Below are 24,696 nucleotides of genomic sequence, written 5' to 3'. Positions count from 1 at the left end.
TTTTTAAAACGAATTTATCATGGCATTCATTAGCAAAAAAAGAAAAGCTGTTAACGGAAAAGTTAACGCTGATAAAGCTTACTCACTTAAAGATGCTTCTTCTTTAGTGAAAGAAATCAACACCGCCAAATTTGACGCTTCTGTTGATTTACACGTACGTTTAGGCGTAGATCCTAAAAAAGCCGACCAGGCTATCCGCGGTACAGTAACCTTACCTCACGGTACCGGTAAAACCAAAAGAGTACTGGTTCTTTGTACTCCTGATAAAGAAGCGGCTGCTCAGGAAGCAGGTGCTGATTATGTAGGTCTGGACGAATTTGTAACCAAAATTGAAGGTGGCTGGACAGATATCGATGTAATCATCGCTACACCTGCCGTAATGCCTAAAATTGGTAAATTAGGTAAAGTATTAGGTCCTCGTAACTTAATGCCAAACCCTAAAACCGGTACAGTAACTAACGATGTGGCTGCTGCCGTTAACGAAGTAAAAGGTGGTAAAATCGCTTTTAAAGTTGACAAAACCGGTATCATTCACGCTTCTATCGGCCGTGTAAGTTTTTCACCCGAGAAAATCGTAGAAAACAGCCAGGAGTTTATCAACGCTATCATTAAAGCAAAACCTGCAACTGCCAAAGGTACTTACCTGAAAGGCATTAGCATGGCCAGCTCTATGAGCCCTGGCATTGCTGTTGATACAAAAGCATTTATTCACTAAGATTGTTGCCGTTCAATGCATGTTGAACACAACAAACCTCATTAACAGAACAGTCAAAATCTTAATAAAATGACTAAGCAAGAAAAAAACGAAGTGATTGAATTGCTGAAAGGCAAATTCTCTCAATACAATAACTTCTACGTTACCGATACTGAATCGTTAACTGTTGAGCAGGTAGGTAAATTACGCCGCGCCTGTTTTGACAAACAGGTAGAAATGAAGGTGGCTAAAAACACCCTGATCAAAAAAGCTTTGGAATCTATCGACGCTGAAAAATACAGTGGTGTATACGATTCATTAAATAAAGTAACGGCTTTATTGTTTTCTGAAAACCCTAAAGAACCGGCTTTAATTTTAAGTGCTTTCCGCAAAGAAGGTAACAAAACCAAACCTGAGTTAAAAGCTGCGTTCATCAATGGTGATGTGTACAGTGGTGATGAAAACCTGGTTACACTGACCAAAATCAAAACCAAAAACGAGCTTATCGGCGAAGTTATCGGTTTGTTACAATCTCCTGCAAAACGTGTACTGGCTGCTTTATTGCACCACCACGAGCAAAAAGAAGGCGCTGCTGCAACAACAGAAGCGGCTCCGGCAGAGTAATTTTTGTTACCGGCTTCAGTTCCCTGGTGGAGCTGAGGTTGCGACGCTCCGTTTATCGTTCCGTTCCCTGGTCAACAGGTAATGGTTATATAAACAAGAGGTGTCAGGCAAAATAAAATAATTAATCCGCTTATCCCTGGCGGATTTGAAAGGCCTTCGGGCCGGTTAGGGAGAACAAATTTTTTTAAACCCTCCGCCGGAGTGATAAACAATGAAGGCGGAAAAAATTTTACAAAATGGCAGACGTAAAAGCATTAGCAGAGAGCCTTGTAGCTCTTACAGTTAAAGAAGTACAGGAATTAGCTGATTTCTTAAAATCAGAATACGGTATCGAGCCTGCAGCAGCAGCAGTTGTAGTAGCAGCTGGTGGTGATGGCGGTGGTGCAGCAGCTGAAGAAAAAACTGCATTCGACGTAATCCTGAAAAACGGTGGTGCTTCTAAATTAAACGTAGTTAAATTGGTTAAAGACTTAACCGGTTTAGGTCTTAAAGAAGCTAAAGAGTTAGTAGATACTGCTCCTAAGCCTGTTAAAGAAGGTGTATCTAAAGCAGAAGCTGAAGATATCGCTGCTAAGCTGAAAGAAGCTGGTGCAGAAGTTGAAATCGCTTAATTATAGCTTATTCAACATATACAAACCCGTTCAGTTACTGAACGGGTTTTGTTTTTACAGGGCTTTTACGATGGGGATATAACTGTATAACTATTTTATTAACAAGCAATAAGACTTCTTCCCATCTTGCTGCTTCTTTACTACATTTGGCCAAACTTTTAACGGTTGTATGAGTATATTGTTAAAACAGTTATTACTAATTGGCTGTATCATTATTTCCACTACGTTACTGGCTCAAACCCACCCATGGCGTTTAGGTGTTAACGCCGGCTTAAACCTTTCCCGGGGCCATGAGAAGGCCGATTATATCCTGGCCGCCGGATCCGTAAAACCGGGCTTCCAGGCAGGTGCTACGGCCTCTTATACGGTTTGGAAGGGATTGTATGTAGAATCTGGTATGAGCATTACGACCAAAGGCATTAAACATGCTAAAGCAGATACATGGATCGGGGGAACCAATCCACCCATAACCTTCACCAATAGTTCGCTCAACTTACTATACCTGCAATTACCGGTCCGGCTGGGTTATGATATTACTATTTACCGGGAACTAAGTGCAACAGTTCATGCAGGCGCCTACCTGGCTTATGGTATTGCCGGTAAACACACGGTAAAAACAACCACTACCCGTAATGCCATGGAAGATACCAGGATTAAAACAAACAGTTTCAGCAGTGATGGTTATAAGAGGTTTGACAACGGTTTAAGCTTTGGCGGCGGGCTGCGGTATAAAAAATACACCTTATCGGTTGTATATGAACCGGGCTTACAGAATATCGGGCGTTCGCCGGCAAATACCACCAATACATACGAATACTATAACCGTAACCTGGGCATAATGGCAGGCTACCTGTTTTAAGGTATTTTAGCCGGGACAACTGCTGTCTGCATTAATAATCAACCCATGTTTTTCCACAAAAGTTGATAACTAAAATTGTTAGCATTTGGGGCGTATTTATTATATTTGCCTGATTGACCCGGTGTAACCATTCCCGGCGAAATATAGTACGGGCAAAGGTTTGGAAGAAATAATGAGTGTGGGCCGGCTCAGCGGCCGGAAAGAAGAAAAAGTATATAAAACCAGGTTGAAAAACCTTTACATAATTTAGAAACGACGATATGGCAAAAGAACAAGAAGCTGGAATGTTTAGTTACAACGAAGACAGTATCAAGAGCCTGGACTGGAAAGAACATATACGGTTAAGGCCGGGTATGTATATTGGTAAACTGGGCGATGGCTCATCACCGGATGATGGTATATATGTACTGGTAAAAGAGGTGGTGGATAACTGTATTGACGAATACACCATGGGGCATGGTAAGTCCGTAGAGATCAGTATTGACAATAAGCAGGTAACGGTGCGTGACTATGGCCGTGGTATTCCGTTGGGTAAAGTGGTGGATGTGGTAAGTAAGATCAATACAGGTGCCAAATACGATAGCAAAGCCTTCCAGAAATCAGTGGGTTTAAATGGTGTGGGTACCAAGGCTGTAAATGCCTTAAGCAACTACTTTAAGGTAACCGCAGTAAGGGAGGGTAAGGAAAAGACCGCCGAATTTGAACGCGGACAATTAACCAGGGAACATAAGGAAACCGCAACCAAAGAATCAAATGGTACCATGGTAACCTTTGTTCCGGACGATACCATCTTCAAAAACTTTAAGTTTCATCCTGAGTTTTTGGAAAACCAGATATGGAACTACTGTTTCTTAAATGCAGGGTTGAAATTTGTATTTAACGGTAAAAGCTATATCAGTAAAAATGGTTTGCTGGACCTGCTGCAAAAGAAAACGAATGAAGATGAGATACGTTATCCCATTATTCATTTAAAAGGCAACGATATTGAGCTGGCCATTACCCATAATAACGATTATGGCGAGGATCTTTACAGCTTTGTAAACGGTCAGCATACTACCCAGGGTGGTACGCACCAGCAGGCTTTCAGGGAAGCCTATGTGAAAACCATCCGTGATTTCTTTAAGAAAGATTATGATGCCTCAGATATCCGTACGGGTATTGTGGCAGCGATCTCGGTAAGGGTAGTAGAGCCGGTATTTGAGTCACAGACCAAAACAAAACTGGGATCTACCAATGTGGATATAAACGGCCCGAGTATGCGCCAGTTCATGATGGACTTTTTGACAAAGGAGTTAGATAACTACCTGCACAAAAATCCAACGCTGGCCGAAGCGTTAAAAAAACGGATCGAGCAAAGCGAACGCGAACGTAAGGATATGGCCGGTATTAAAAAACTGGCTAATGAAAGAGCAAAAAAAGCTAACCTGCATAATAAAAAACTGCGCGACTGCCGCTATCACCTGAACGATGAACCACCGGTTAAAAACAGGGAAGAATTTATTGCCCGCCAGCAGGAGACCACCATATTTATTACGGAGGGTGATAGTGCAAGCGGATCTATTACCAAATCGAGAAATGTAGATACCCAGGCGGTGTTCAGTTTACGAGGTAAGCCGTTGAACAGTTATGGTCTTACCAAAAAAGTAGTATACGAAAATGAGGAGTTCAACTTACTGCAGCATGCCCTGAATATCGAAGAAGGGATGGAAGGCCTGCGTTTCAACAATATTGTGATCGCTACCGATGCCGATGTGGACGGTATGCACATCCGTTTACTGTTAATGACCTTCTTCTTACAGTTTTTCCCCGATCTGGTAAAACATGGTAAGGTATATGTGCTGGAAACACCTTTATTCCGGGTGCGGAACAAACAGGAAACCATCTATTGTTTTGATGAAGCGGAGAAACAAAAAGCCATCAAAAAATTAGGTGGCAAGCCCGAGATCACCCGCTTTAAAGGTCTGGGTGAGATCAGTCCTAACGAATTTGCCCAGTTCATTGGCGAGGACATGCGTAAACAGATGATGCGTGTGGAGGAAGGCGATCATATCCAGCAATTATTGGAGTATTACATGGGTAAGAACACCATGGACAGGCAGGAATTTATTATCAATAACCTGAAGGTGGAGATTGATGAAGCAGTAGAAGAGGCTAATTAGCAATTAAAAATTAGTAATTAATAATTGCGTTATGAAGGACGATAACGTTATTGCCAATAAATCTTATGCATTTGGGTTAAGAATAATTAAACTCTATTTGCATTTGAAATCAAATAAAGTTGATCTGGCATTATGTTCCCAGCTTTTACGATGTGGGACTTCCATTGGTGCGAATGTGGAAGAAGCAATGGGAGGATCGTCAAAAAAAGATTTTAAACATAAACTGGAAATAGCTTACCGGGAAGCGAGGGAAACTAAATATTGGTTGAGATTATTAAATGATGCCGCAATGCTTGAAAATAAGCTGGCATTATCATTAATAACTGATTGCGATGAACTGTAAAGATCCTGACAGCTATTTTAAATACTGTCAAAGAAAAAGGAGATTGAATTATTAATTCTTAATTACTAATTATTAATTAGAATGATACACATTGTTTTTAACGAATCAGAAGTAGCCTTAATGCAGCAGGTGATAACACTGGATGAAACGCTTGCCGGCGATGTGGTACAGATCAAGGATGACTATGCGGTTGGGCCCATACAGGCCATTTATGAAGCCGAGGGTTACCAGTTACGCCGGGATTGGTGGAAACAGTTACTGGAGAACTCACCCTATGCGGAGCAGACGGATATTGTGGATGATAAACTGACCGTGCATAACCTGAAAAAACGCCTGGATGAAAATCCGGAGGAACACATATGGTTGTGGATGGGACAGAACCAGCATGATGTATGCGGGTACTACTGGCTGATGCCGCAGTTTAAGGAATACCAGGGGCGGATCATGGTGTTGTATATGAATAACCTGCCTTTTATTAACGAAAAAGGACAAATATTCTATCCTTCCTGGTTACACGAAATTCAGCCTTCTGAATTTTTAAAGGCAAAAAAATTATGCAGGCCCATTACCTTAAGTGAGTTTGAGGTAGACCCCGATGAATGGAAAAAACTAACAGAGGATAATGCTATTGTACGTTCGTTGGAAGGCGGTAAAAAAATTGCCAATCAGCCCGAAACATTCTATGATGCGGAAATATTGAAAAATATTACAGCAGAATGGCAAAAATCCTGGCGGGTGTTGAGCAATACCTTAAACCGTATGAAGATCAAAACGGGTGATGTGTTCATTATGTGGCGTTTAAAAACACTTATTGCTGAAGGTAAGGTGGAAGCGAATGGTGATGTGAACAAAGGCTGGAAGGATTTTGATGTAAAACTGGCCGGTACAGCAAAAACAGAGGCTGCAGCCAGCGCGGAAATTGCCGGGTAATGTTTATTACAGCTGTTCACCATATTGCCATTATCACTACCAACTACCAGGTTAGTAAAACATTTTACACCGAAGTTCTGGGGTTTAGCATCATAGCAGAAACCTACCGGGCTGAAAGGGATTCGTACAAACTGGACCTGGCCATTAACGGCCTGTACCAAATTGAGCTTTTCTCTTTCCCCGAAGCCAAGGAAAGAGCATCTTACCCGGAAGCAAAAGGATTAAGGCACCTGGCTTTTGCCGTAACGGATATTAAGGCGGTCTTCGGGCATTTGCAGCAAAAAGGTATAACACCGCAACCTATACGTGTTGACGGGTTGACCGGTAAAAAGTTCTTTTTCTTTTATGACCCGGATGGACAGCCATTGGAAATGTATGAGCAGTAAAATTTTATTTGTAAATAAACCAATACAATGAAAAAACTGGTTCAACTGGAAGAATTGGCCATGTGGGTAGCCAGCGCTTATGTGCTCTACCGGCTACAAGCTGATTGGTGGTGGTACCTGTTGCTGTTGCTGGGGCCAGACATCAGTATGATCGGTTATGCAGCCGGTAATAAAACAGGCGGCATCATCTACAACCTGTTTCATCATAAAGCTATTGCTGTAGCTGTAATGATAGGTGGGTGGATACTGGGTAATACAACTGTTCTTTGTATAGGATTGGTACTGTTCGGCCACTCATCCATGGACAGGTTATTCGGGTATGGATTAAAATTACGAGAAGGGTTTAAGTTTACCCACTTGGGTGAAATAGGTAAGAAATAATTAAAATATTTAGCGGAAAATAATGAGTGCTTCAAAAAATAAAGCGGTATTAGTAACCGAGAACAAATCAGGATTATATGGCCAGTACCAGAACTGGTTTTTAGACTATGCTTCCTATGTAATACTGGAAAGGGCCGTACCAGCCATTGAGGATGGATTAAAACCCGTACAGCGTCGTATACTTCATGCCATGAAGGAAATGGATGATGGCCGGTACAATAAGGTAGCCAATATCATTGGACAGGCCATGCAATATCACCCGCATGGTGATGCCAGTATTGGTGATGCACTGGTGAACATGGGGCAAAAGGACCTGCTGATCGATACCCAGGGTAACTGGGGCGATGTACGTACCGGTGATGATGCGGCAGCCCCCCGTTATATTGAGGCCCGTTTGAGCAAATTTGCCTTAGATGTAGCGTTTAATAATAAAACCACGGAATGGCAGGTAAGTTACGATGGCCGTAAAAACGAGCCCGTGACCCTTCCCATGAAATTCCCTTTGCTGCTGGCACAGGGAGCCGATGGTATTGCGGTAGGCTTGTCTACAAAAATTTTACCCCATAACTTTTGTGAATTAATTGAGGCTTCCATCAAATGCCTGCGCGGTAAAAAATTTGAACTGTTCCCCGATTTCCAGACCGGTGGTATGGTGGATGTTGCCGATTATAATCAGGGTAAACGCGGCGGTAAAGTAAAAGTAAGGGCCGTTATCGAAGAGGTCGATAAAAAAACACTGGCTATACGCAGTGTGCCTTATGGTGTTACCACCTCTACTTTAATGGATAGTATAGTAAAAGCCAATGACCAGGGAAAAATAAAAATTAAAAAAGTAACCGATACTACTGCCGCCAATGTAGAAATATTGGTTGATCTTGCTCCGGGCATCTCCGCCGATATTACGATTGATGCCTTATACAAATTCACCGATTGTGAGGTCTCTATTTCGCCCAATGCCTGTGTGATCGTGGACCAGAGGCCGGTATTCTTAACCGTGAATGAACTGCTGAACATCTCTACAGAAAATACAAAAAGTTTACTGGAGAAGGAATTGCAGATCAAACTGGCCGAGTTACAGGAAAAATGGCATTTTACTTCGCTGGAAAAAATCTTCTTTGAAGAAAAGATATATAAGGAATTAGAAAAGAAACATGAAACCTGGGACAAGGTGCTGGAAGCTATTGCCAAAGCCTTTGTACCGTTTACCAAACAGCTGAAACGTGATATTACCCGTGAAGATATTGTGAAGCTCACGGAAAAACCGGTTCGCCGTATTTACAAACTGGATATTGACGACCTGATCAACCAGATCAAAGGCCTGGAAGCCGAGATCAAACAGGTAAAACATGACCTGGCCAACCTGGTTGATTTTGCGGTGGCCTACTATGATAACCTGCTGAAAAAATATGGTAAAGGACGTGAACGTAAAACCGAGATCAAACAGTTTGAAGTGATCGAAGCCAAGTTTGTGGCCATTGCCAATACCAAGCTGTACATTAACAGGGAAGAAGGCTTTATCGGTACCGGTCTGAAAAAAGACGAACTGTTATTTGAATGTTCTGACCTGGATGATATCATTGTATTTACCAAGCGTGGTATGATGAAGGTGGTGAAAGTGCAGGATAAAGTGTTCATTGGTAAAGATATTATTCACGCGGCCGTATTCCAGAAAAATGATGAGCGTACTACTTATAACATGATCTATGCCGATGGTAAAGGTGGAGTGAGTTATGCCAAACGTTTCAATGTTACCGGTGTAACCCGTGATAAAGAATATGACCTGACCAAGGGTGATGATAAGAGCAAGGTACTGTACTTTACCGTTAATCCTAATGGTGAGGCGGAAGTGGTAAAAATATTACTCACCCCCGGCTCTTCTGCCCGGAACAAAGAGTTTGATTTTTACTTCGAAGAATTGGGTATCAAAGGCCGTAGCAGCATGGGGAACCAGGTAACCAAATACCCCATCAAATCGGTTAAATTCAAAGAAGCCGGGCGTGCAACCTTAAGTGGTAAAAAGCTTTGGTTTGATGATAAGTTCGGCCGCCTGAATACCGAGGAAAAAGGAACTTTATTAGGCAGTTTTGAACCGGATGACCGTTTGCTGGTGATCTTCCGTGATGGTAACTATATGATCACCGACCAGGAGATGACCCAGCGTTTTGATACGGAGAATATTGTGCTGATCGAACGTTTTGATGCCGATAAAGTAATTACGGCTATCTACCTGGATAAAAAGAACCTGCAGTTCAATGTAAAACGTTTTAAGATCGAGACCACCACGTTGAAGAACAAATTCATGTTCATTAAAGACGGGGATGGTAACTATGTAGAAGCTGTTTCTACTGCACCAGAGCCGGTATTAGCGGTTCAGTCGGGCAGGGGCGACCAGGTAAGAAAGGCCAAATTCAAAGTAGCCAAAATGACCGATGTCATGGGCTGGAAAGCGGTAGGCGCCAAGTTGGTAGATTATACCAAGACTGTACAGATGGAATGGATACAAGAAGAGACCAATAAAAACCAAACGGAGCTGTTTTAATAAAACTGGCGTCTTTATTGTGTTGAAAAGATAAAATATAGAATATGGCCGATCAATGGGAGATATGGGATGTGTATAAAGCCCTGTTTGCGTTAGCTGCGGGCATTATACTGGGCCTGGAAAGAGAGTTAAAGGATAAGTCGGCCGGGTTAAAGACCATTACGGTCATTTGCCTGGGATCGGCCTTATTCGCCATTCTTTCTTATCGTATTGGTGGTGAGAACGAACCTACCCGGATCGCCTCCTATATTGTAAGCGGTATCGGTTTTATCGGCGCCGGCGTAATTTTCAAGGATGCGGTCAATGTTTCCGGACTCACCACCGCAGGCATTATCTGGCTGGCAGCTGCGGTTGGCACTTCCATTGGCTTTGGCGAGTTTTACCTGGCTGCAACTTTTATGGCAGCCTCCCTGTTGATCGTGTATTTAAGTCCTTTCTTAAACAAGGTATTCAAAACCAAAAAACAAACACGTATCATCAGTTTTGTTATTAATAAGGCCGACAGACAGATAAAACAACATATCTACCGGGATATTAAACAACAGGGTATTCTGTTGGAGGAGCGCAGGATTGAAATGAAAGAACACCAGCTCATCGTTTCAGCCGAGATCATTATTGCGACACATGCCGTTGGCCGGCTGGAGAATTATTTAATAGAAAACGATCTCATCATATCATTTTCACTGTAATAACTGGTTTAACCAGGACAATATAAAAAACGGGGTAATCGCCTCGTTTTTTTATTTACGTTTTTTGATGACAAATTTACCGGGGCTACGATGTAAGTAAAAAGCCTCTTTATGACTACCCGTTCAACCGCAACTTACCTGTTCCTCTTTTTTATTTTTATTGGCCTGAGTAGCTGCTCTAAGAAAAAATCACAAGGACCTGGTGAACCGGGTCCGCCCGCCACACAAAAAGATATTGCCAGCGTGGATAATGCCCTCACCAGCTTTATGACCACCTATAATATGCCCGGCGCCAGCCTGGCCATTTCAAAAAACGGTAAACTGGTCTATGCCAAGGGTTATGGCTTTGCTGATAAGGAAGCCAATGAAGCCGTAACCACCAGGCACCGTTTCCGGCTGGCCAGCCTGTCTAAAACCTATACCGGTGCCGCTATAATGAAACTGGTGCAGGAGGGCAAACTAACATTGGATACAAAAGTATTCGGCACAGGCGCTATATTGGGTACGGAGTATGGAAACGGCACTTACAATACCAATGTTAGTAATATAAAAGTGCGTGACCTGTTACAAAATACAACGGGCTCCTGGGGCGCCAATACCGGTGGTGATGTCATTGATCAGAATGCTGCTTATACCAATACACAATTATTGAACTGGATATTAACTACCAGGAGCAACCCCAAAGCACCCGGCACCTTTTATGACTATTCCAATGTGGGCTTTTTTATTGCCGGAAGGGTGATTGAAAAAATCTCCGGTAAATCGTATATCAATTATATCAAACAGGATCTGTTGCCGGCCACCGGCGCAACTGAAACGGATATAGCGGCTAAAACACTGGCAGAAAGAAAAACAAATGAAGTAAAATACTACGGGCAGGGTACGGAATCTTCTTACCCTTACGTAATTGCGTTTCCCCGGCGCGATGCCGATGGTGGCCTGATCGCTTCGGCAAGCGATGTACTAAAACTCATCACTTCCATTGATGGCTTCAATACGCGTGCTGATATCTTAAACAATGCCTCCGTTACGGCCATGACAACACCGCCATCTTTTTCTACCTATGCCCAGGGTATTGCCATCTGGAAAGAACAAAACCTTTGGTTTAACTATGGCAGCTTACCGGGTACCCGCACTGGTTTTATGAAACATAACACCGATGGTATGTGCGTTGCCTTGTTATTTAATTCAAGGCCACCGGCAGGTGCCAGCGAAAATGTTTTTGCCGGCGCTATGCAAAACCTGATGTTGAACTTTTTAAATGGCAATCATAACTGGCAGGAAAACCTGGACCAGTTTTAATAAAATTTTTTGTTTACCGGCTGCAGTACCCTGGGCATCAACTGTTGCGTCGCACACTTGTACACCTGTAACTTTATTTAGCATTAAGATGCATCACATACATATAGTCACATTAAACCATCCTGTATAACAAAAGCCGCTGTAAAGCGGCTTTTGTTTATTAGTATATACCGAATATTAAAGTTTGCTCAAGGCAGCAATGGTGGCAATGGGATCAACGGATTTGAATACTGAGCTTCCTGCTACCAGCACATCTGCACCTGCTTCCACTATCTGTGCCGCATTTTCCAGGGTTACCCCACCGTCTACTTCAATCAGGGTTGGCAGGCTCCGGTCAGTTATCAGCTGACGCAGGTCCCTGATCTTTGTAAGCGAGTGAGGGATAAATGACTGCCCGCCGAAACCTGGGTTCACGCTCATGATGCATACAATATCAATATCATGTAAAACATCGTTTAACAGGGACACGGGTGTATGGGGATTAATGGCCACACCGGCTTTCATACCCAGGCTTTTTATCTGCTGCAGGTTTCTGTGTAAATGAGTGCAGGCTTCAATATGTACGGTTAAATGGTCGGCGCCTGCATTGCTGAAAGCTTCCGCATAATTCTCCGGGTTCTCTATCATCAAATGCACATCGCAAACCTTGGTGGTTGCCTTCCGGAAAAAATCGATCAGCATGGGGCCAAAGCTGATATTAGGTACAAAACGGCCGTCCATCACATCCAGGTGATACCAGTCGGCTACACTTTTGTTTAACATATCACATTCCGCCTGCAGGTTAATAAAATTGGCTGCTAAAAGGGAAGGGGCTACAATTGCCATGCTTTTTTATTTACAAAGTAAATGGTTTTGGAGGAATAGTTCATGGTTCATTGGAAGGTTCAAGAAGTTCAAGGTTCAAGCGTTCAAAGGTTCAAGGGCCCATAACAGTTCAATGTTAATGGTTATTGGTTAAGAAAGTTTAAGAAGTTCAAGGTTCAAAAGTTCAAGAGGTTAGGGAATCGCAAAATAATTCATAATTCATAATTCTTAATTCCTAAATCCTACTTCCTAACTACTTCACCGCTTCCGCCGCCTGTTTAGCCTCTGTAAAAGTTTTATCTAACTGGTAAGCTTTGTTGTAATAATCTTTTGCCTGTACTTTATCGCCGTTGCTTTCATAGGTTTTGCCGATCCAGAAATAAGCATCGGGAAAAGAAGGGGAGATGGTATTGGCCAGTTGGAAGGTTTTTAAAGCCTCGGCATTTTTTTTAGCGCCTAACAATATCTTGCCTTTTTCAATATAGGCGTTCAGGTAATTATAATCTACCGTAAGGGCCTGGTTAAATAAGGCCAGCGCTTTATCATTCTGTTGCTGGTTCACATAATACAGGCCTTTCACGTAATAGGGATTGGCGGAAGTTTTTTCTTTATCCAGGCCAATTAAGATATCGGCCAGCGTAAGCGCCTTACTGTTATTTGTTTCGGCATATTGATAGGACAACATGTTGATGATCTCCTTATTCTGCGGAGCCAGACTATAGGCTTTCTCCAGTACAGCAATAGCGCCTGCAGTATCCTGTTTACGTTGTAGCAGATCGTTTTTCAGCAGTAAGGCTTCCAGTTCATGTGGGTAATTGTTCAGTAAGCTGTCAAGCGTGGTCAGCGCATTATTAATATCGCCCTTTGCATCATAGGCATAAGCAAGCGTAAGCGGTAATAATTTACTGTTGTTTATTTTTTGGCGGGCCTGTAATAAAAAATGAATGGAGGAATCAGGGTTTGTCTCCAGCATTAAATTACCCACCGCCAAAGCATACTTTTCTTCACCGCTTAATTCCCATGCTTTTTTAAAATCCTTTAAAGCCAGTTCGGGTAATTCGTTTTTATTTAACAAGCCTCCCCGGCGGGCATACAGGGCAACATTCCCGGGGTCATCTTTTATACTGTCCGTGATCTCTTTATAAGGCGGGTTACCTAAAGTGGCCTGGTAAGGACTAACGGCTTCATTATTATTACAGGCAGGCAGCAAAAACATACAGGTGAAGCCGATCAGTAAATATAGGGGGCTGTAAAATTTCATATCAGGTAATTGTTACTATAACGCCTAAAGCGGTGAAACATTTTAAGCCGCAAAAATATAGTGCTTTACCTATAAAACCACCCCATAATTTAACCGGCATGACAAAATTGTGACAATACTGGTTTTCAGAGGAATTAACTTTGCAGCCCACAAATTCACATTGTTATGCTTAAACGTCTGTTTCTACTGGCCGTAGTGGCTGCTGCTATCAGTTTTGTTGCTTTCCGTTCTGTTTCCAATGCCCCGCAACAAGCTGGTGTGGCTGTTAATGATACTGTATTATATCCCGAAGAACATCATTTCAAAAATATCCAACAATTAACTTTTGGTGGCGATAATGCCGAGGCTTACTGGAGTTATGACAGCAAATACCTGGTATTTCAGCGCACCAGTCCCAAAGATGGTATTGCCTGTGACCAGATATTTATTGGTAAAGTACCGCAGAAGGCCGGCGAAAAGTTCGAGTATAAAATGGTGAGTAGCGGTAAAGGCCGTACTACCTGTGCCTTTTTTACAAAGGACAATAAACATATTATTTACGCCTCTACCCATTTAGGCGATACAGCCTGCCCGCCGGTACCTGACCGTGCCAAATATGGCAACAAATATATCTGGCCCTTGTATAGCAGCTACGATATTTTTATGGCCGACCTGAATGGTAAGATCGTTAAACAATTAACCCATTCAAAAGGCTATGATGCCGAAGCTACATTAAGTCCTGATGGTAAAAAAATGATCTATACCAGCGATAAGGATGGCGACCTGGAACTATATATCATGGACCTGAAAACCGGTAAGGAAAAACGTATTACCCATACTTTAGGATATGATGGCGGTGCCTGGTTCAGCCCCGATGGTAAAAAACTGATCTGGCGTGCTTCCCGTCCTAAAACAGATGCAGAAATAAAAGAGTATAAAGAACTATTGGCCCAGGGCCTGGTAGCACCTACCAATATGGAAATATTTGTGGCCAATGCCGACGGATCAGGTATCAAACAGGTTTCCAGCTTTGGACAGGCTAACTGGGCGCCTACTTTTATGCCCGACAGTAAACGCATTATTTTCGCCTCTAATCATGAGTACAAACGCGGCTTTCCCTTTAACCTGTACACTATCAATGAAGATGGTACCGGCATTACCAAGATAAGCCGTGATAAAGGCTTTGATGCTTTTCCGATGTTTAGCCCCGATGGAAAAAAGATTGCTTTCTCAAGTAACCGTAACAACGGCGGAACCCGCGATACCAATGTATTTGTAGCCGATTGGCAGGAATAAATGATTCAGGAAACGCTTGGCTGTTTACGTTTGTAACTACTACGGATACGGCTGAGCGTTTCCTGTTTTACACCCAGGAAAGAGGCCACGTTTTGTAATAAAAAGCGGTTAAATACTTCGGGTTTCATTTTAAGCAGGTACTCGTATTTGTTCTTGGTGGGCATTTTCAACAGCATGTTATGCTCATTAACGGCCGAAATTACATTCACCATGATCTTCATAAAAGCCCTGGAAAAATCAAGATTGGTCTGGATAAAATTGCTGAAATCCTCGTAGCTTACTTCCAGTGCAATGGTGTCTTCGGTAAACTTCATGTTCAGTGAAGTAGGTTGCTGGTGTAAAAAGCTGCGCAGGTCGGTAAAGAAATCCTCTTCGGTCAACAGCATCACGATATTATTTTTGCCATCATCCTCCACATAAAAAGCTTCCACTGCACCATAAATAATAAAACCCAGCTTGGTGCTTATCTCATTTTGCTGCAGGAAGTAAGTATTCCTTTTATAAATACGCGGTTTAAAATAAGAAATAGCGGTGGCGATCTTCCTGGAATCTGTTACGCCATAATGTTTAAATAATTCTGTAAGATATTTTTGGCCATTTTCAATAGGTTGTTCCTGAATGGTGGAGAGCCTTACAGACGGGTTGAAGTTTCTGACAAAAAAGTTAGCCATGTATTGTGTATAGGTTAGACAGTTCAGAGGGATTGTTATACTAATCAAGTGGAAAATTATATAAATAAATTTTAATTTGATTAAATGACATATGGTTTTTGACAATTGTCAAATGCAACTCCAACGCTTATATAATCAAATAGTTATGCAATCGTTTGAATTTGTTTTGCAATCGGTTTATATGTAATAACAAGTTATCGATTTTGTGATTTACTTTTTTAAAAAGACATCCCGAAAGCTGTTAATAAATAGAGAAATTTTGCTGTGCACCTGTATCATCACCTCCGGTTTTTTATCATCATGCAGGGGTTTGTTCATAGTGATTGCTGTATATCTTCAATCACTCTTTCACCAATTTAATGGTTCAAAATTGGCAGGCTGATCAAAAAAAACTAACTTCCAAACCTTAACTACTGCAACAATGAAAATACTAGAGATTAAGATTTTAAGAGGTCCGAATTACTGGAGTGTGCGTCGTCCCAAGTTGATACAAATGAGAATTGACCTGGAGGAGATGGAGCAGCAGCCTACCAATAAAATTCCCGGCTTCAGGGAAAGGCTGGAAGCATTATTACCCACTTTATATGAACATCGCTGCAGCGAAGGCGTGCCGGGAGGGTTCTTCAGCCGTGTGGATGAAGGTACCTGGATGGGACATGTGATCGAACATATAGCCCTGGAGATCCAATCGCTGGCAGGCATGAACTGCGGCTTTGGCCGTACCCGCAGCACCGGTGAAAAGGAAGGCATTTATCATGTGGTATTTGATTATATGGAAGAAGATGCCGGTTATTATGCGGCTAAAGCCGCCTTCCGCATTGCCGAAGCATTAATTGCGGGTGAAGCTTATGACCTGGAAGCCGATATCCAGGAAATGCGGGAGATCAGAGAAGATACACGCTTAGGCCCCTCTACCGGTTGTATTGTGGAAGAAGCGGCAAAACGCGGCATTCCTTATATCCGTTTAAACAAACAAAGCCTGGTGCAGTTAGGGTATGGCGTTAACCAGAAACGCATCCGTGCTACCATTGCCTCCACCACGGGTAATATAGCAGTAGATATTGCCTGCGATAAAGAAGAAACAAAATCATTGCTGGAAGCGGCCGAAATACCGGTACCCCGGGGTACTGTTATCCGTACTGAAGCCGGCTTACAGGAAGCCGTTGAAAAATATGGTTATCCGTTAGTAATAAAACCAATAGATGGCAATCATGGTAAAGGTAATACTACCAATATCACCACCTGGGAACAGGCCACCAAAGCGCTGGAAGCCGCTAAACAATATGGCCGTAGTGTGATTGTAGAAAAGTTTATTACGGGGTACGATTTCCGCTGCCTGGTCATTAACTACAAATTTGTCTGCGCTGCTTTACGTACACCGGCTGCCGTAACCGGAGATGGTGAGCATACCATACAATGGCTGATCGACGAAACCAATAAAGATCCGCGCCGTGGTTTTGGTCATGAAAAAGTGCTGACCCAGATCACTATTGACCAGTTTACACAGAAAATGCTGGATGAAAAAAACTACACTTTAGACACTGTTCCTGCAAAAGATGAACTGGTATTATTAAAACCTACCGCTAACTTATCAACCGGCGGAACTTCCACCGATGTTACGGATGAAGTACACCCGGCTAATATCTTCATGTGCGAACGTATCGCCAAGATCATTGGCCTGGACATTTGTGGTATTGATATCATGGCCAAAGACCTGCGTACACCTGTTGCGGAAAATGGTGGCGCTATCCTGGAAGTAAATGCGGCGCCCGGCTTCCGTATGCATATTGAGCCGGCTGTTGGTTTACCACGCAACGTTGCCGAGCCTGTGGTGGATATGTTATTCCCACGCGGCAGTGCCGGGCGTATACCCATTATTGCCGTTACAGGTACCAATGGTAAAACCACCACTACCCGTTTAATTGCGCATATAGCCAAGAGCGCTAATAAAAAAGTAGGGTATACTACCAGCGATGGCGTATACATTCAAAACCAACTGATGATGAAAGGCGACTGTACCGGCCCTGTTTCATCAACCTTTGTATTAAAAGATCCTACCGTTGATTTTGCCGTATTGGAATGTGCCCGCGGCGGTTTATTAAAATCCGGCCTGGCTTTTCAAAACTGTGATGTAGCCGTAGTAACCAATGTAGCAGCCGATCATATGGGCCTGGGAGGCATCAATACACTCGAGCAAATGGCCAAGGTAAAAGCGGTGGTACCTGAAACGGTATTCCCACATGGTTATGCCGTATTAAATGCCGATGATGACCTGGTGTATGCCATGAAAGAGGGGTTGAAATGTAATATTGCCCTGTTCAGTATGGATGAAAATAACCCCCGCATTAAAAAACATTGCGCAAAGGGTGGGCTGGCCACGGTTTTTGAGAACGGGTATATCACCATTATGAAAGGTACCTGGAAAATAAGGGTATTACCGGTAAAAGATATCCCGCTTACCTATGAAGGTAAAGCGGTGCATAATATTGCCAACTGTTTGCCGGCAGTACTGTCATCCTACTTGTACCGTGATATTACCATTGAGGATATCCGCTCGGCGTTGATCTCCTTTATTCCTTCTTCAACGCTTACACCAGGTAGGCTCAACTTTTTCCATTTTAAAAACTATACCATCCTGGCGGACTTTGCCCATAACCCGCATGGTCTGAAATTATTGTGTGAGTTTGTCAACAAACTGGATTACCCGCACTATGTTGGGGTGATCAGCGGAACAGGCGACAGGCGTGATGAAGATATCCGGGAACTGGGCGAGATATCCGCACAATACTTTAACGAGATCATTATCCGTTGTGATAAAAACCTGAGGGGGCGTACTGCCGATGAGATCATCGGTTTGCTGAAAGAAGGGATTGAAAAAGTAAATCCAAACCTGCCCGTTATCACTATTGCCAATGAAAACGAGGCACTGGAATATATTTATGCTAATCCCAAACAGGGCGCTTTATATACCATCATGTGTGATGTGGTAGCAGGTGCCCTGGACAAAATAAAACAGTTGAAAGACAGGGAAGAGCAGGAGGGCCCCATTGTTGCGCAACCTGCTTAATATCAACCCGCTTTAGCCGGTCACCATGCAAAAAAAGATGAAGTTTTTTTATAAATATTTATAAAATCCTTTGGCAGGAATTGATGCTTCCCCTATTTTTGCACTCCAATTGAAAAATTGGTTACGGATTGACCCATGGTGTAATGGTAACACTACTGATTTTGGTTCAGTCATTTAAGGTTCGAATCCTTATGGGTCAACAAAAAGAGGTGCAGATTTTCTGACACCTCTTTTTTGTTTTGGTTACCAGCTGCATTACCCTGATGGGGCTGTGGTTGCGTCGCACACTTCGGCTGCAGCAACACTGATCGGCAGTTTAAACCTATTCCTCGCTCCTCATTCATAATTCCTCATTCATAATTCATAACGCATAATTCCTCATTACACTAACACCCATAGCGATATTCGCTTAACTTTGTGCTCCATTATTGTAACCCTAATCAACCTTTCCTTCAAACCATCATGTCATTAACGCAACAAGAAACTTTAGCAGGCTGGGGGAATTATCCGTTTTCATCGTCTTACACTATACATCCTACCGAAGTACAAGAGTGGCAGCAGGCCGTACAGCAGGGTAATTTTATTGCAAGGGGTTTAGGCCGCAGTTATGCCGACCAGGCTACCAATAAAAACCATGTGGTAGGCATTGCTACTAAAATGAACCGCTTTTTACATTGGGATGCACAGCAGGGTATTTTACAATGTGAGGCCGGTGTAAGCCTGGAGGAAATTATCACGGTGTTCGCACCCCAGGGCTGGTTGCCGATGATCTGCCCGGGGACAAAATTTGTAACTATTGGCGGGGCCATAGCAAACGATATTCATGGTAAAGCGCATCATGTGGACGGCTCTTTCATGAACTGTGTACTATCCTTCACCATATTGCTGGCTAACGGGGAAATTGTGACCGCATCACGTACAGAAAATGCTGACCTGTTTATTGCCAACTTTGGCGGCCTGGGTTTACTGGGGGTTATACTTACTGCTACTTTACAGTTACGTAAAATTGAGACCACTTATTTCCGGCAGCAATCGGTAAAGGTGAAAAACCTGGATGAGATGCTGGCCGCTTTGGAAAAATATGCGCATTACAACTATTCCGTTGCCTGGATAGATTCACTGGCAAAAGGGGATCAATTAGGTCGTGGTGTACTTACGGTGGGCAATGCCGCCAGCCTGGCCGAACTGCCGCCGGCTTTGCAGCAAAAGCCTTTACAGCTGCATAAAAAATCGGTTCTACAGGTGCCGTTCTTTTTGCCGGGTTTTGTGTTGAACAATTTTACGGTCCGGATACTAAACAAGGTCATTGGTTTTGTACAAAACTCTCCCAAAGAGTTTATCCATTACGAAAAATTCTTCTTCCCTTTGGATGCTATTCATCACTGGAACCGTGGTTATGGTAAAAGGGGGTTTATACAATACCAGTTTGTTATACCCGAAGCGGGTGGTGAGCAAACCCTGCGGACCATTATGGAGATGATCGCTAAAAGTGGTTGTACACCTTTTCTGAACGTGTTTAAAAAAATGGGGCAGGGGCAGGGGATATTATCCTTTCCTTTTGCCGGTTATACCCTGGCTATTGATTTCCCGGTAACCAAAGGCTTAAAAGCCTTTACCGAAAAACTGGATAAAGTAGTGCTGGATGCGGGTGGCCGTTTATACCTGGGTAAAGATGCCATGCTGGAGCCGGCCATGTTTCAGCAGATGTACCCGCAGTTTACAGAATGGCTGGCCATTAAACAAAAATATGATCCTGAGAATAAATTTACCTCGGATATTGGCAGGAGACTGCAATTAAGCTGATAAGTATTACACAAATAACTGGCAGTATTGCCAAAAAAGAACCCCTCGTTTGAGGGGTTTCTTTTTAATTTATTTTCCTAACACTTCTGCCATTTTTTTACCAATGTCAGCAGGGCTTTTTACCACATGAATACCGCATTCGCTCATGATCTTCATTTTTGCTTCTGCGGTGTCATCAGCGCCACCTACAATCGCACCGGCATGACCCATACGACGGCCGGGAGGGGCAGTTTGACCGGCAATAAAGCCTACAACCGGCTTACGGTTGCCATCAGCTTTGATCCAGTTAGCTGCTTCTGCTTCCATACCACCACCGATCTCACCGATCATTACGATGGCATCGGTTTCAGGATCGTTCATTAATAATTCAACTGCTTCTTTGGTAGGAGTACCAATGATAGGGTCACCACCAATACCAATAGCGGTAGAAATACCTAAACCGGCTTTGGCTACCTGGTCGGCTGCTTCGTAAGTAAGTGTACCTGATTTTGATACAATACCGATACGGCCCTGTTTAAATACAAAGCCCGGCATGATACCCACTTTACACTCACCGGCAGTAATAACGCCAGGGCAGTTAGGGCCTATTAAACGGGTTGTTTTACCCTGTAAATAATTTTTAACTTTTACCATATCCTGAACAGGAATGCCCTCAGTGATACAAACCACTAATTCAATACCCGCTTCAGCCGCTTCCATAATAGCATCGGCAGCAAATGCAGGCGGTACAAAAATGATACTTACATTGGCACCAACTTTTGCAACAGCATCTGCTACGGTGTTAAAAATAGGACGGTCCAAATGTGTTCCACCACCTTTACCGGGGGTAACGCCACCAACAACCTGTGTGCCGTACTCAATCATTTGAGTAGCATGGAAAGTACCTTCGGTACCGGTAAAGCCTTGTACGATAACTTTTGAATTTTTATTGACAAGAACACTCATGTAGATATGTATTTTGGGTGAAAAAGTGGTGCAAAATTAAGGGTAAATGAGCAATTAGACAATTTGGGCTGTACACAATTTGACAATTTGATAATGAGCCAGTTAAATTGTAAGGGTTTGGGGACAAAAATGGACCTGAAGACAGTATTTTATCCATAAAAGGGCATACATCAACCACGGAGTTGCACAGAGGTTGTTCACAGATTGGCACAGAGAAAAACCTGCTTTTATGCAGTGACATTAACTTTTATTCTGTAGCATAAAAAAGCCCTCCATAGAGGGCTTTAAGCGGGGAATATGTTTTACCCTTCCAGTTCTACAATCTTCTCAAAAATTTGTTCATACTCTTTGTTCAGTGTCTGTAGCTGGGCGGCTATATTATTGTAAGCCGTTTCAGTTTGTAAAAACTTGCTTTTATCGGCATAGGTTTCCGGGTCGCTCATGCTTTTTTCCAGCTGATTTTTTTCGGCCTGTAATTGCTCAATTTTTTCTTCCAGCTGTTTAAAAATACGCTGTTGTTTCTGCAACTCCTTTTTCAGCTCTTTATTAATGGGCTGACCTGCGTTTGCCTGCGGTTCAGGTGTGGCAACAGGTGCCGGTTGCGGCGCTGGTTTTTTAGCCGGGGCCTCGGTAACCGCGGGTTTATTTTTTTGTGCCTGTTGCTCGGCCTGTTGCTGTTTGGCCATGCGTTCTTTCCAGGCTACCCATTCGTCATAAGGGCCTTTAAATTCCTTGATCTCGTTATCAACGATCTCCCAGATCTTATTCGCCGTTTTGGAAATAAAATAACGGTCGTGGCTTACCAGTATCAGGCTCCCTTCATATTTTTTCAGGGCATCGATCAGCAGGTCGCAGCTATGCATATCCAGGTGGTTGGTAGGCTCATCCAGCATCAGGAAGTTGGCCTTGCTTACCATGGTCTTGGCCAGGGCAACACGGGCTTTTTCACCACCGCTTAATACTTTAATTTTTTTATCGGCATCATCACCACTGAACAGGAAACAACCCAGCAAAGTACGCAGTTCCACATCGGTCATCTGGCTGCCGCATTCTTTCATTTCATCCAGTATGGTATTGTTCACGTTTAATACTTCCAGCTGGTGCTGCGCATAAAAGCTTTCTTCCACATTATGGCCCCATTTACGTTCACCTTCAAAACTCTCCACATCGGCTATAATACGCAACAGGGTCGATTTTCCCTTACCGTTTGCCCCGATCAGGGCAATTTTATCACCGCGTTCAATTTCGGCCTTGGCTTCATTTAAAATTACATTGTCGCCAAACTGTTTGTGCAGCTTATCCAGTTCAACAATCACTTTCCCCGGGGTTTTATCTACCCGGAAGTTGATACGGATATTGGGCCTTTCAATACTGGCCTCCTCGATACGCTCCAGTTTGTCCAGCTTTTTCATAATACTCTGCGCCATGGCCGCCTTGCTGGCTTTGGCCCGGAAACGTTCCACCAGTCTTTCATTCTGGCGGATATAATCCTGCTGGTTCTCGTAGGCTTTCTGCTGAAGATCCAGCCTTACCGCTTTTTCAGTTTCATAAAACTCGTAGTTACCATTGTAAATATGCAGGGTTTGCTGGTACAGCTCCACAATCTTGGTCACCATGCGGTTCAGGAAGTATTTATCGTGGCTCACGATCACTACCGATCCCTGGTAATGCAGCAAATACTTTTCCAGCCATTCGATGGAGGGGAGGTCTAAGTGGTTGGTAGGCTCATCCAGTAATAAGAGGTCGGGCTGCTGTAAGATCATTTTTGCCAGTAATACCCGCATACGCCAGCCACCGCTAAAGCTTTTATAGGGGCGTTGCAGGTCGGCATTACTAAAGCCCAGGCCCTGTAATATCTCCTCTGTTTTATGATGAATATTGTAACCACCCAGGGTTTCCAGCTCGTGCAGCCTGTCAGTATACTCTATCAGGATTTTTTCGTCCCCGGTACGTTCCAGCTCTTTGCCTATTTCTTCAATCTCCTTTTCCAGTTGTATTACCCGTTCAAAAGCCGAGAGGGCCACCTCAAAAATGCTGTCATTGGTATCAAAACTCAGGAGGTCCTGGTGTAAATAACCGATAGATGTGGTGCGGCTGCGCTCCACAGTACCCGAGGAGGGTGTATATTGACCTACCAATAACTTTAAAAGGGTTGATTTCCCGGTTCCGTTGTACCCGATCAGACCAATTCTTTCACCCGGTTGTATATGCCATGTTGTATCTTCAATAATAGCCCTGGCACCAAATTCAAACGTAACGTTTTGTAATCCTGCTAACATGCTGCAAAATTAGCAGTTTCCCTTCATTTGTAAATGGTCCTGTTGAAGAAACTCCCTTGTAAAAACGGATGGTTTGCGTTTGATCAACAGTTTTCAGCTGTGTAATTAAAACTTTTCCATTTTTTGGGTTTTCCTTTACATTTGTCACTTACTAACTAATCCATTGCATGAGTACACCTAAAGGAAAGTTGATAGCAATAGGTGGTGCCGAGGATAAGGGCACCGACCTGGAAAAAGGAGAGATACAAAGGAGTAACCTTAATTTTTTTGAACTGGGTATATTAAAACGTGTGGTAACGGAAGCCGGCGGACCTGCTTCACGTATTGAAGTAATAACTACCGCTTCCACCATCCCCTATGAAGTGGGTGAAAATTACCTGGACGCTTTTGGTAAAATAGGTTGCACCAATGTTGGTGTGATGCATATACGCAACCGTGCCGATACGGCCAATCCCGATTTTTTAGAACGCATAAAAGTCTGCGATGCCGTGATGTTCAGTGGTGGTAACCAGTTGCGCCTGAGCGCTACAGATGGTGGTACCGAGTTTTTGCGCATCATGAAAGACCGTTACCAGAACGACGAAAACTTTATTATAGCCGGCACCAGCGCCGGCGCCATGGCCATGAGCAATACCATGATCTACGAAGGCAATGCCGCCAGGGCGCATTTAAAAGGCGAAGTAAAAATAACCACGGGCTTAGGGTTTATTCACTCGCTTATTATAGACTCACATTTTGAAAAGCGCGGCCGTTTCGGGCGCCTGGCCCAGGCTGTAGCGGCTAACCCCGGCTGTATTGGCGTGGGACTGAGCGAGGATACCGGGATGATCATTACCGAAGGCAATAAAATGCAGGCCATCGGCAGCGGATTGGTAGTGGTGATTGACGGACATGATATTTTACATTCCAATATAGCCGATATACCGGATGGCAACCCCATCAGTATTGAGAACCTGAAGGTACATTTCTGTGAAAGCGGCAACGGGTACCTGATCAGCGAACGTAAATTTTTACCCGAAGCGGCAGAAGGTGCGTTGATCAAGAAACAGGTGGATGTGGAGTAGTGTAATGAAT

Annotated in this window: 21 protein-coding genes and 1 tRNA gene; 17 read left to right on the top strand and 5 right to left on the bottom strand. The window is 43.3% G+C overall.

Annotation, left to right across the window (positions count from 1 at the left end; translation table 11 throughout):
• The first annotated feature begins 19 nt into the window (after positions 1 to 19).
• The 12 genes from rplA to ACFS6H_RS17370 all read left to right on the top strand — a co-directional run bounded on the left by rplA (position 20) and on the right by ACFS6H_RS17370 (position 11,517).
• Positions 20 to 715: a 50S ribosomal protein L1 gene (rplA, locus tag ACFS6H_RS17425; RefSeq protein WP_386101960.1), complete on the top strand. Its 696-nt coding sequence runs from the start codon at positions 20 to 22 to the stop codon at positions 713 to 715.
• Between the two features lie 69 nt (positions 716 to 784).
• Positions 785 to 1,318 (top strand): 50S ribosomal protein L10, encoded by a 534-nt coding sequence (rplJ, locus tag ACFS6H_RS17420; protein WP_386101957.1) that lies wholly within the window; start codon positions 785 to 787, stop codon positions 1,316 to 1,318.
• Positions 1,319 to 1,554: 236 nt separating this feature from the next.
• Positions 1,555 to 1,929 carry a 50S ribosomal protein L7/L12 gene (gene rplL, locus ACFS6H_RS17415; protein ID WP_386101954.1) on the top strand — a complete coding sequence of 125 codons (375 nt, stop codon included), beginning with the start codon at positions 1,555 to 1,557 and terminating at the stop codon, positions 1,927 to 1,929.
• Positions 1,930 to 2,098: 169 nt separating this feature from the next.
• Positions 2,099 to 2,788: a porin family protein gene (locus ACFS6H_RS17410; RefSeq protein ID WP_386101951.1), complete on the top strand. Its 690-nt coding sequence runs from the start codon at positions 2,099 to 2,101 to the stop codon at positions 2,786 to 2,788.
• A gap of 260 nt (positions 2,789 to 3,048) precedes the next feature.
• Positions 3,049 to 4,947, top strand: a complete 1,899-nt coding sequence (locus ACFS6H_RS17405; RefSeq protein WP_386101948.1) for a DNA topoisomerase IV subunit B — start codon at positions 3,049 to 3,051, stop codon at positions 4,945 to 4,947.
• Between the two features lie 31 nt (positions 4,948 to 4,978).
• Positions 4,979 to 5,290, top strand: coding sequence for a four helix bundle protein (locus ACFS6H_RS17400; RefSeq protein WP_386101945.1), 312 nt, complete (start codon positions 4,979 to 4,981; stop codon positions 5,288 to 5,290).
• Positions 5,291 to 5,371: 81 nt separating this feature from the next.
• Positions 5,372 to 6,220, top strand: coding sequence for a DUF1835 domain-containing protein (locus tag ACFS6H_RS17395; protein WP_386101942.1), 849 nt, complete (start codon positions 5,372 to 5,374; stop codon positions 6,218 to 6,220).
• Positions 6,220 to 6,606 carry an SMU1112c/YaeR family gloxylase I-like metalloprotein gene (gene gloA2, locus ACFS6H_RS17390; RefSeq protein ID WP_386101939.1) on the top strand — a complete coding sequence of 129 codons (387 nt, stop codon included), beginning with the start codon at positions 6,220 to 6,222 and terminating at the stop codon, positions 6,604 to 6,606. The genes ACFS6H_RS17395 and gloA2 overlap by 1 nt, the downstream gene beginning before the upstream one ends.
• 27 nt (positions 6,607 to 6,633) lie before the next feature.
• Complete coding sequence (locus ACFS6H_RS17385; protein ID WP_386101936.1) at positions 6,634 to 6,987, top strand: DUF4260 domain-containing protein; 354 nt, start codon at positions 6,634 to 6,636, stop codon at positions 6,985 to 6,987.
• A 22-nt stretch (positions 6,988 to 7,009) separates the two neighbouring features.
• Complete coding sequence (locus tag ACFS6H_RS17380; RefSeq protein ID WP_386101933.1) at positions 7,010 to 9,526, top strand: DNA gyrase/topoisomerase IV subunit A; 2,517 nt, start codon at positions 7,010 to 7,012, stop codon at positions 9,524 to 9,526.
• A 44-nt stretch (positions 9,527 to 9,570) separates the two neighbouring features.
• A complete protein-coding gene (locus ACFS6H_RS17375) occupies positions 9,571 to 10,215 on the top strand; it encodes an MgtC/SapB family protein (protein WP_386101930.1) in 645 nt (214 codons plus the stop codon).
• A gap of 111 nt (positions 10,216 to 10,326) precedes the next feature.
• On the top strand, positions 10,327 to 11,517 hold the full coding sequence (locus ACFS6H_RS17370) for a serine hydrolase domain-containing protein (RefSeq protein WP_386101927.1): 1,191 nt from the start codon (positions 10,327 to 10,329) through the stop codon (positions 11,515 to 11,517).
• Between the two features lie 177 nt (positions 11,518 to 11,694).
• On the opposite strand, the gene rpe is transcribed toward ACFS6H_RS17370, so the two are convergent.
• Entirely contained in the window at positions 11,695 to 12,342 is a 648-nt protein-coding gene (gene rpe, locus ACFS6H_RS17365) for a ribulose-phosphate 3-epimerase (protein WP_386101924.1), read from the bottom strand.
• A 232-nt stretch (positions 12,343 to 12,574) separates the two neighbouring features.
• Complete coding sequence (locus ACFS6H_RS17360) at positions 12,575 to 13,582, bottom strand: tetratricopeptide repeat protein (RefSeq protein ID WP_386101921.1); 1,008 nt, start codon at positions 13,580 to 13,582, stop codon at positions 12,575 to 12,577.
• 165 nt (positions 13,583 to 13,747) lie between these two features.
• On the opposite strand from ACFS6H_RS17360, the gene ACFS6H_RS17355 reads away from it, so the two are divergent.
• On the top strand, positions 13,748 to 14,857 hold the full coding sequence (locus tag ACFS6H_RS17355; protein ID WP_386101918.1) for a TolB family protein: 1,110 nt from the start codon (positions 13,748 to 13,750) through the stop codon (positions 14,855 to 14,857).
• Positions 14,858 to 14,862: 5 nt separating this feature from the next.
• On the opposite strand, the gene ACFS6H_RS17350 is transcribed toward ACFS6H_RS17355, so the two are convergent.
• The gene (locus ACFS6H_RS17350; RefSeq protein ID WP_386101915.1) at positions 14,863 to 15,528 is read right to left on the bottom strand and encodes a Crp/Fnr family transcriptional regulator; all 666 of its coding nucleotides are present in this window, start codon (positions 15,526 to 15,528) and stop codon (positions 14,863 to 14,865) included.
• 421 nt (positions 15,529 to 15,949) lie between these two features.
• Between ACFS6H_RS17350 and cphA the strand changes: the two genes are divergently transcribed.
• The 3 genes from cphA (at position 15,950) to ACFS6H_RS17335 (ending at position 20,398) form a co-directional block, all read left to right on the top strand.
• Positions 15,950 to 18,595: a cyanophycin synthetase gene (gene cphA / locus ACFS6H_RS17345; RefSeq protein WP_386101912.1), complete on the top strand. Its 2,646-nt coding sequence runs from the start codon at positions 15,950 to 15,952 to the stop codon at positions 18,593 to 18,595.
• Positions 18,596 to 18,724: 129 nt separating this feature from the next.
• A tRNA-Gln gene (locus ACFS6H_RS17340) sits at positions 18,725 to 18,795 on the top strand.
• 262 nt (positions 18,796 to 19,057) lie between these two features.
• The gene (locus tag ACFS6H_RS17335; RefSeq protein WP_386101909.1) at positions 19,058 to 20,398 is read left to right on the top strand and encodes an FAD-binding protein; all 1,341 of its coding nucleotides are present in this window, start codon (positions 19,058 to 19,060) and stop codon (positions 20,396 to 20,398) included.
• A gap of 69 nt (positions 20,399 to 20,467) precedes the next feature.
• Here ACFS6H_RS17335 and sucD read toward each other — a convergent pair whose 3' ends face one another.
• Both sucD and ACFS6H_RS17325 read right to left on the bottom strand, forming a co-directional pair.
• Positions 20,468 to 21,343, bottom strand: coding sequence for a succinate--CoA ligase subunit alpha (gene sucD, locus ACFS6H_RS17330; RefSeq protein ID WP_386101906.1), 876 nt, complete (start codon positions 21,341 to 21,343; stop codon positions 20,468 to 20,470).
• A 302-nt stretch (positions 21,344 to 21,645) separates the two neighbouring features.
• A complete protein-coding gene (locus ACFS6H_RS17325) occupies positions 21,646 to 23,622 on the bottom strand; it encodes an ATP-binding cassette domain-containing protein (RefSeq protein ID WP_386101903.1) in 1,977 nt (658 codons plus the stop codon).
• Positions 23,623 to 23,789: 167 nt separating this feature from the next.
• On the opposite strand from ACFS6H_RS17325, the gene ACFS6H_RS17320 reads away from it, so the two are divergent.
• Entirely contained in the window at positions 23,790 to 24,686 is an 897-nt protein-coding gene (locus ACFS6H_RS17320; RefSeq protein WP_386101900.1) for a cyanophycinase, read from the top strand.
• Positions 24,687 to 24,696: the final 10 nt, after the last annotated feature.

The organism is Terrimonas rubra (assembly GCF_042686025.1).
Taxonomy (GTDB): Bacteria; Bacteroidota; Bacteroidia; order Chitinophagales; family Chitinophagaceae; genus Terrimonas; species Terrimonas rubra.
Note: the sequence above shows the minus strand (reverse complement) of the source record. Positions and strands in the feature narration are given on the sequence as shown.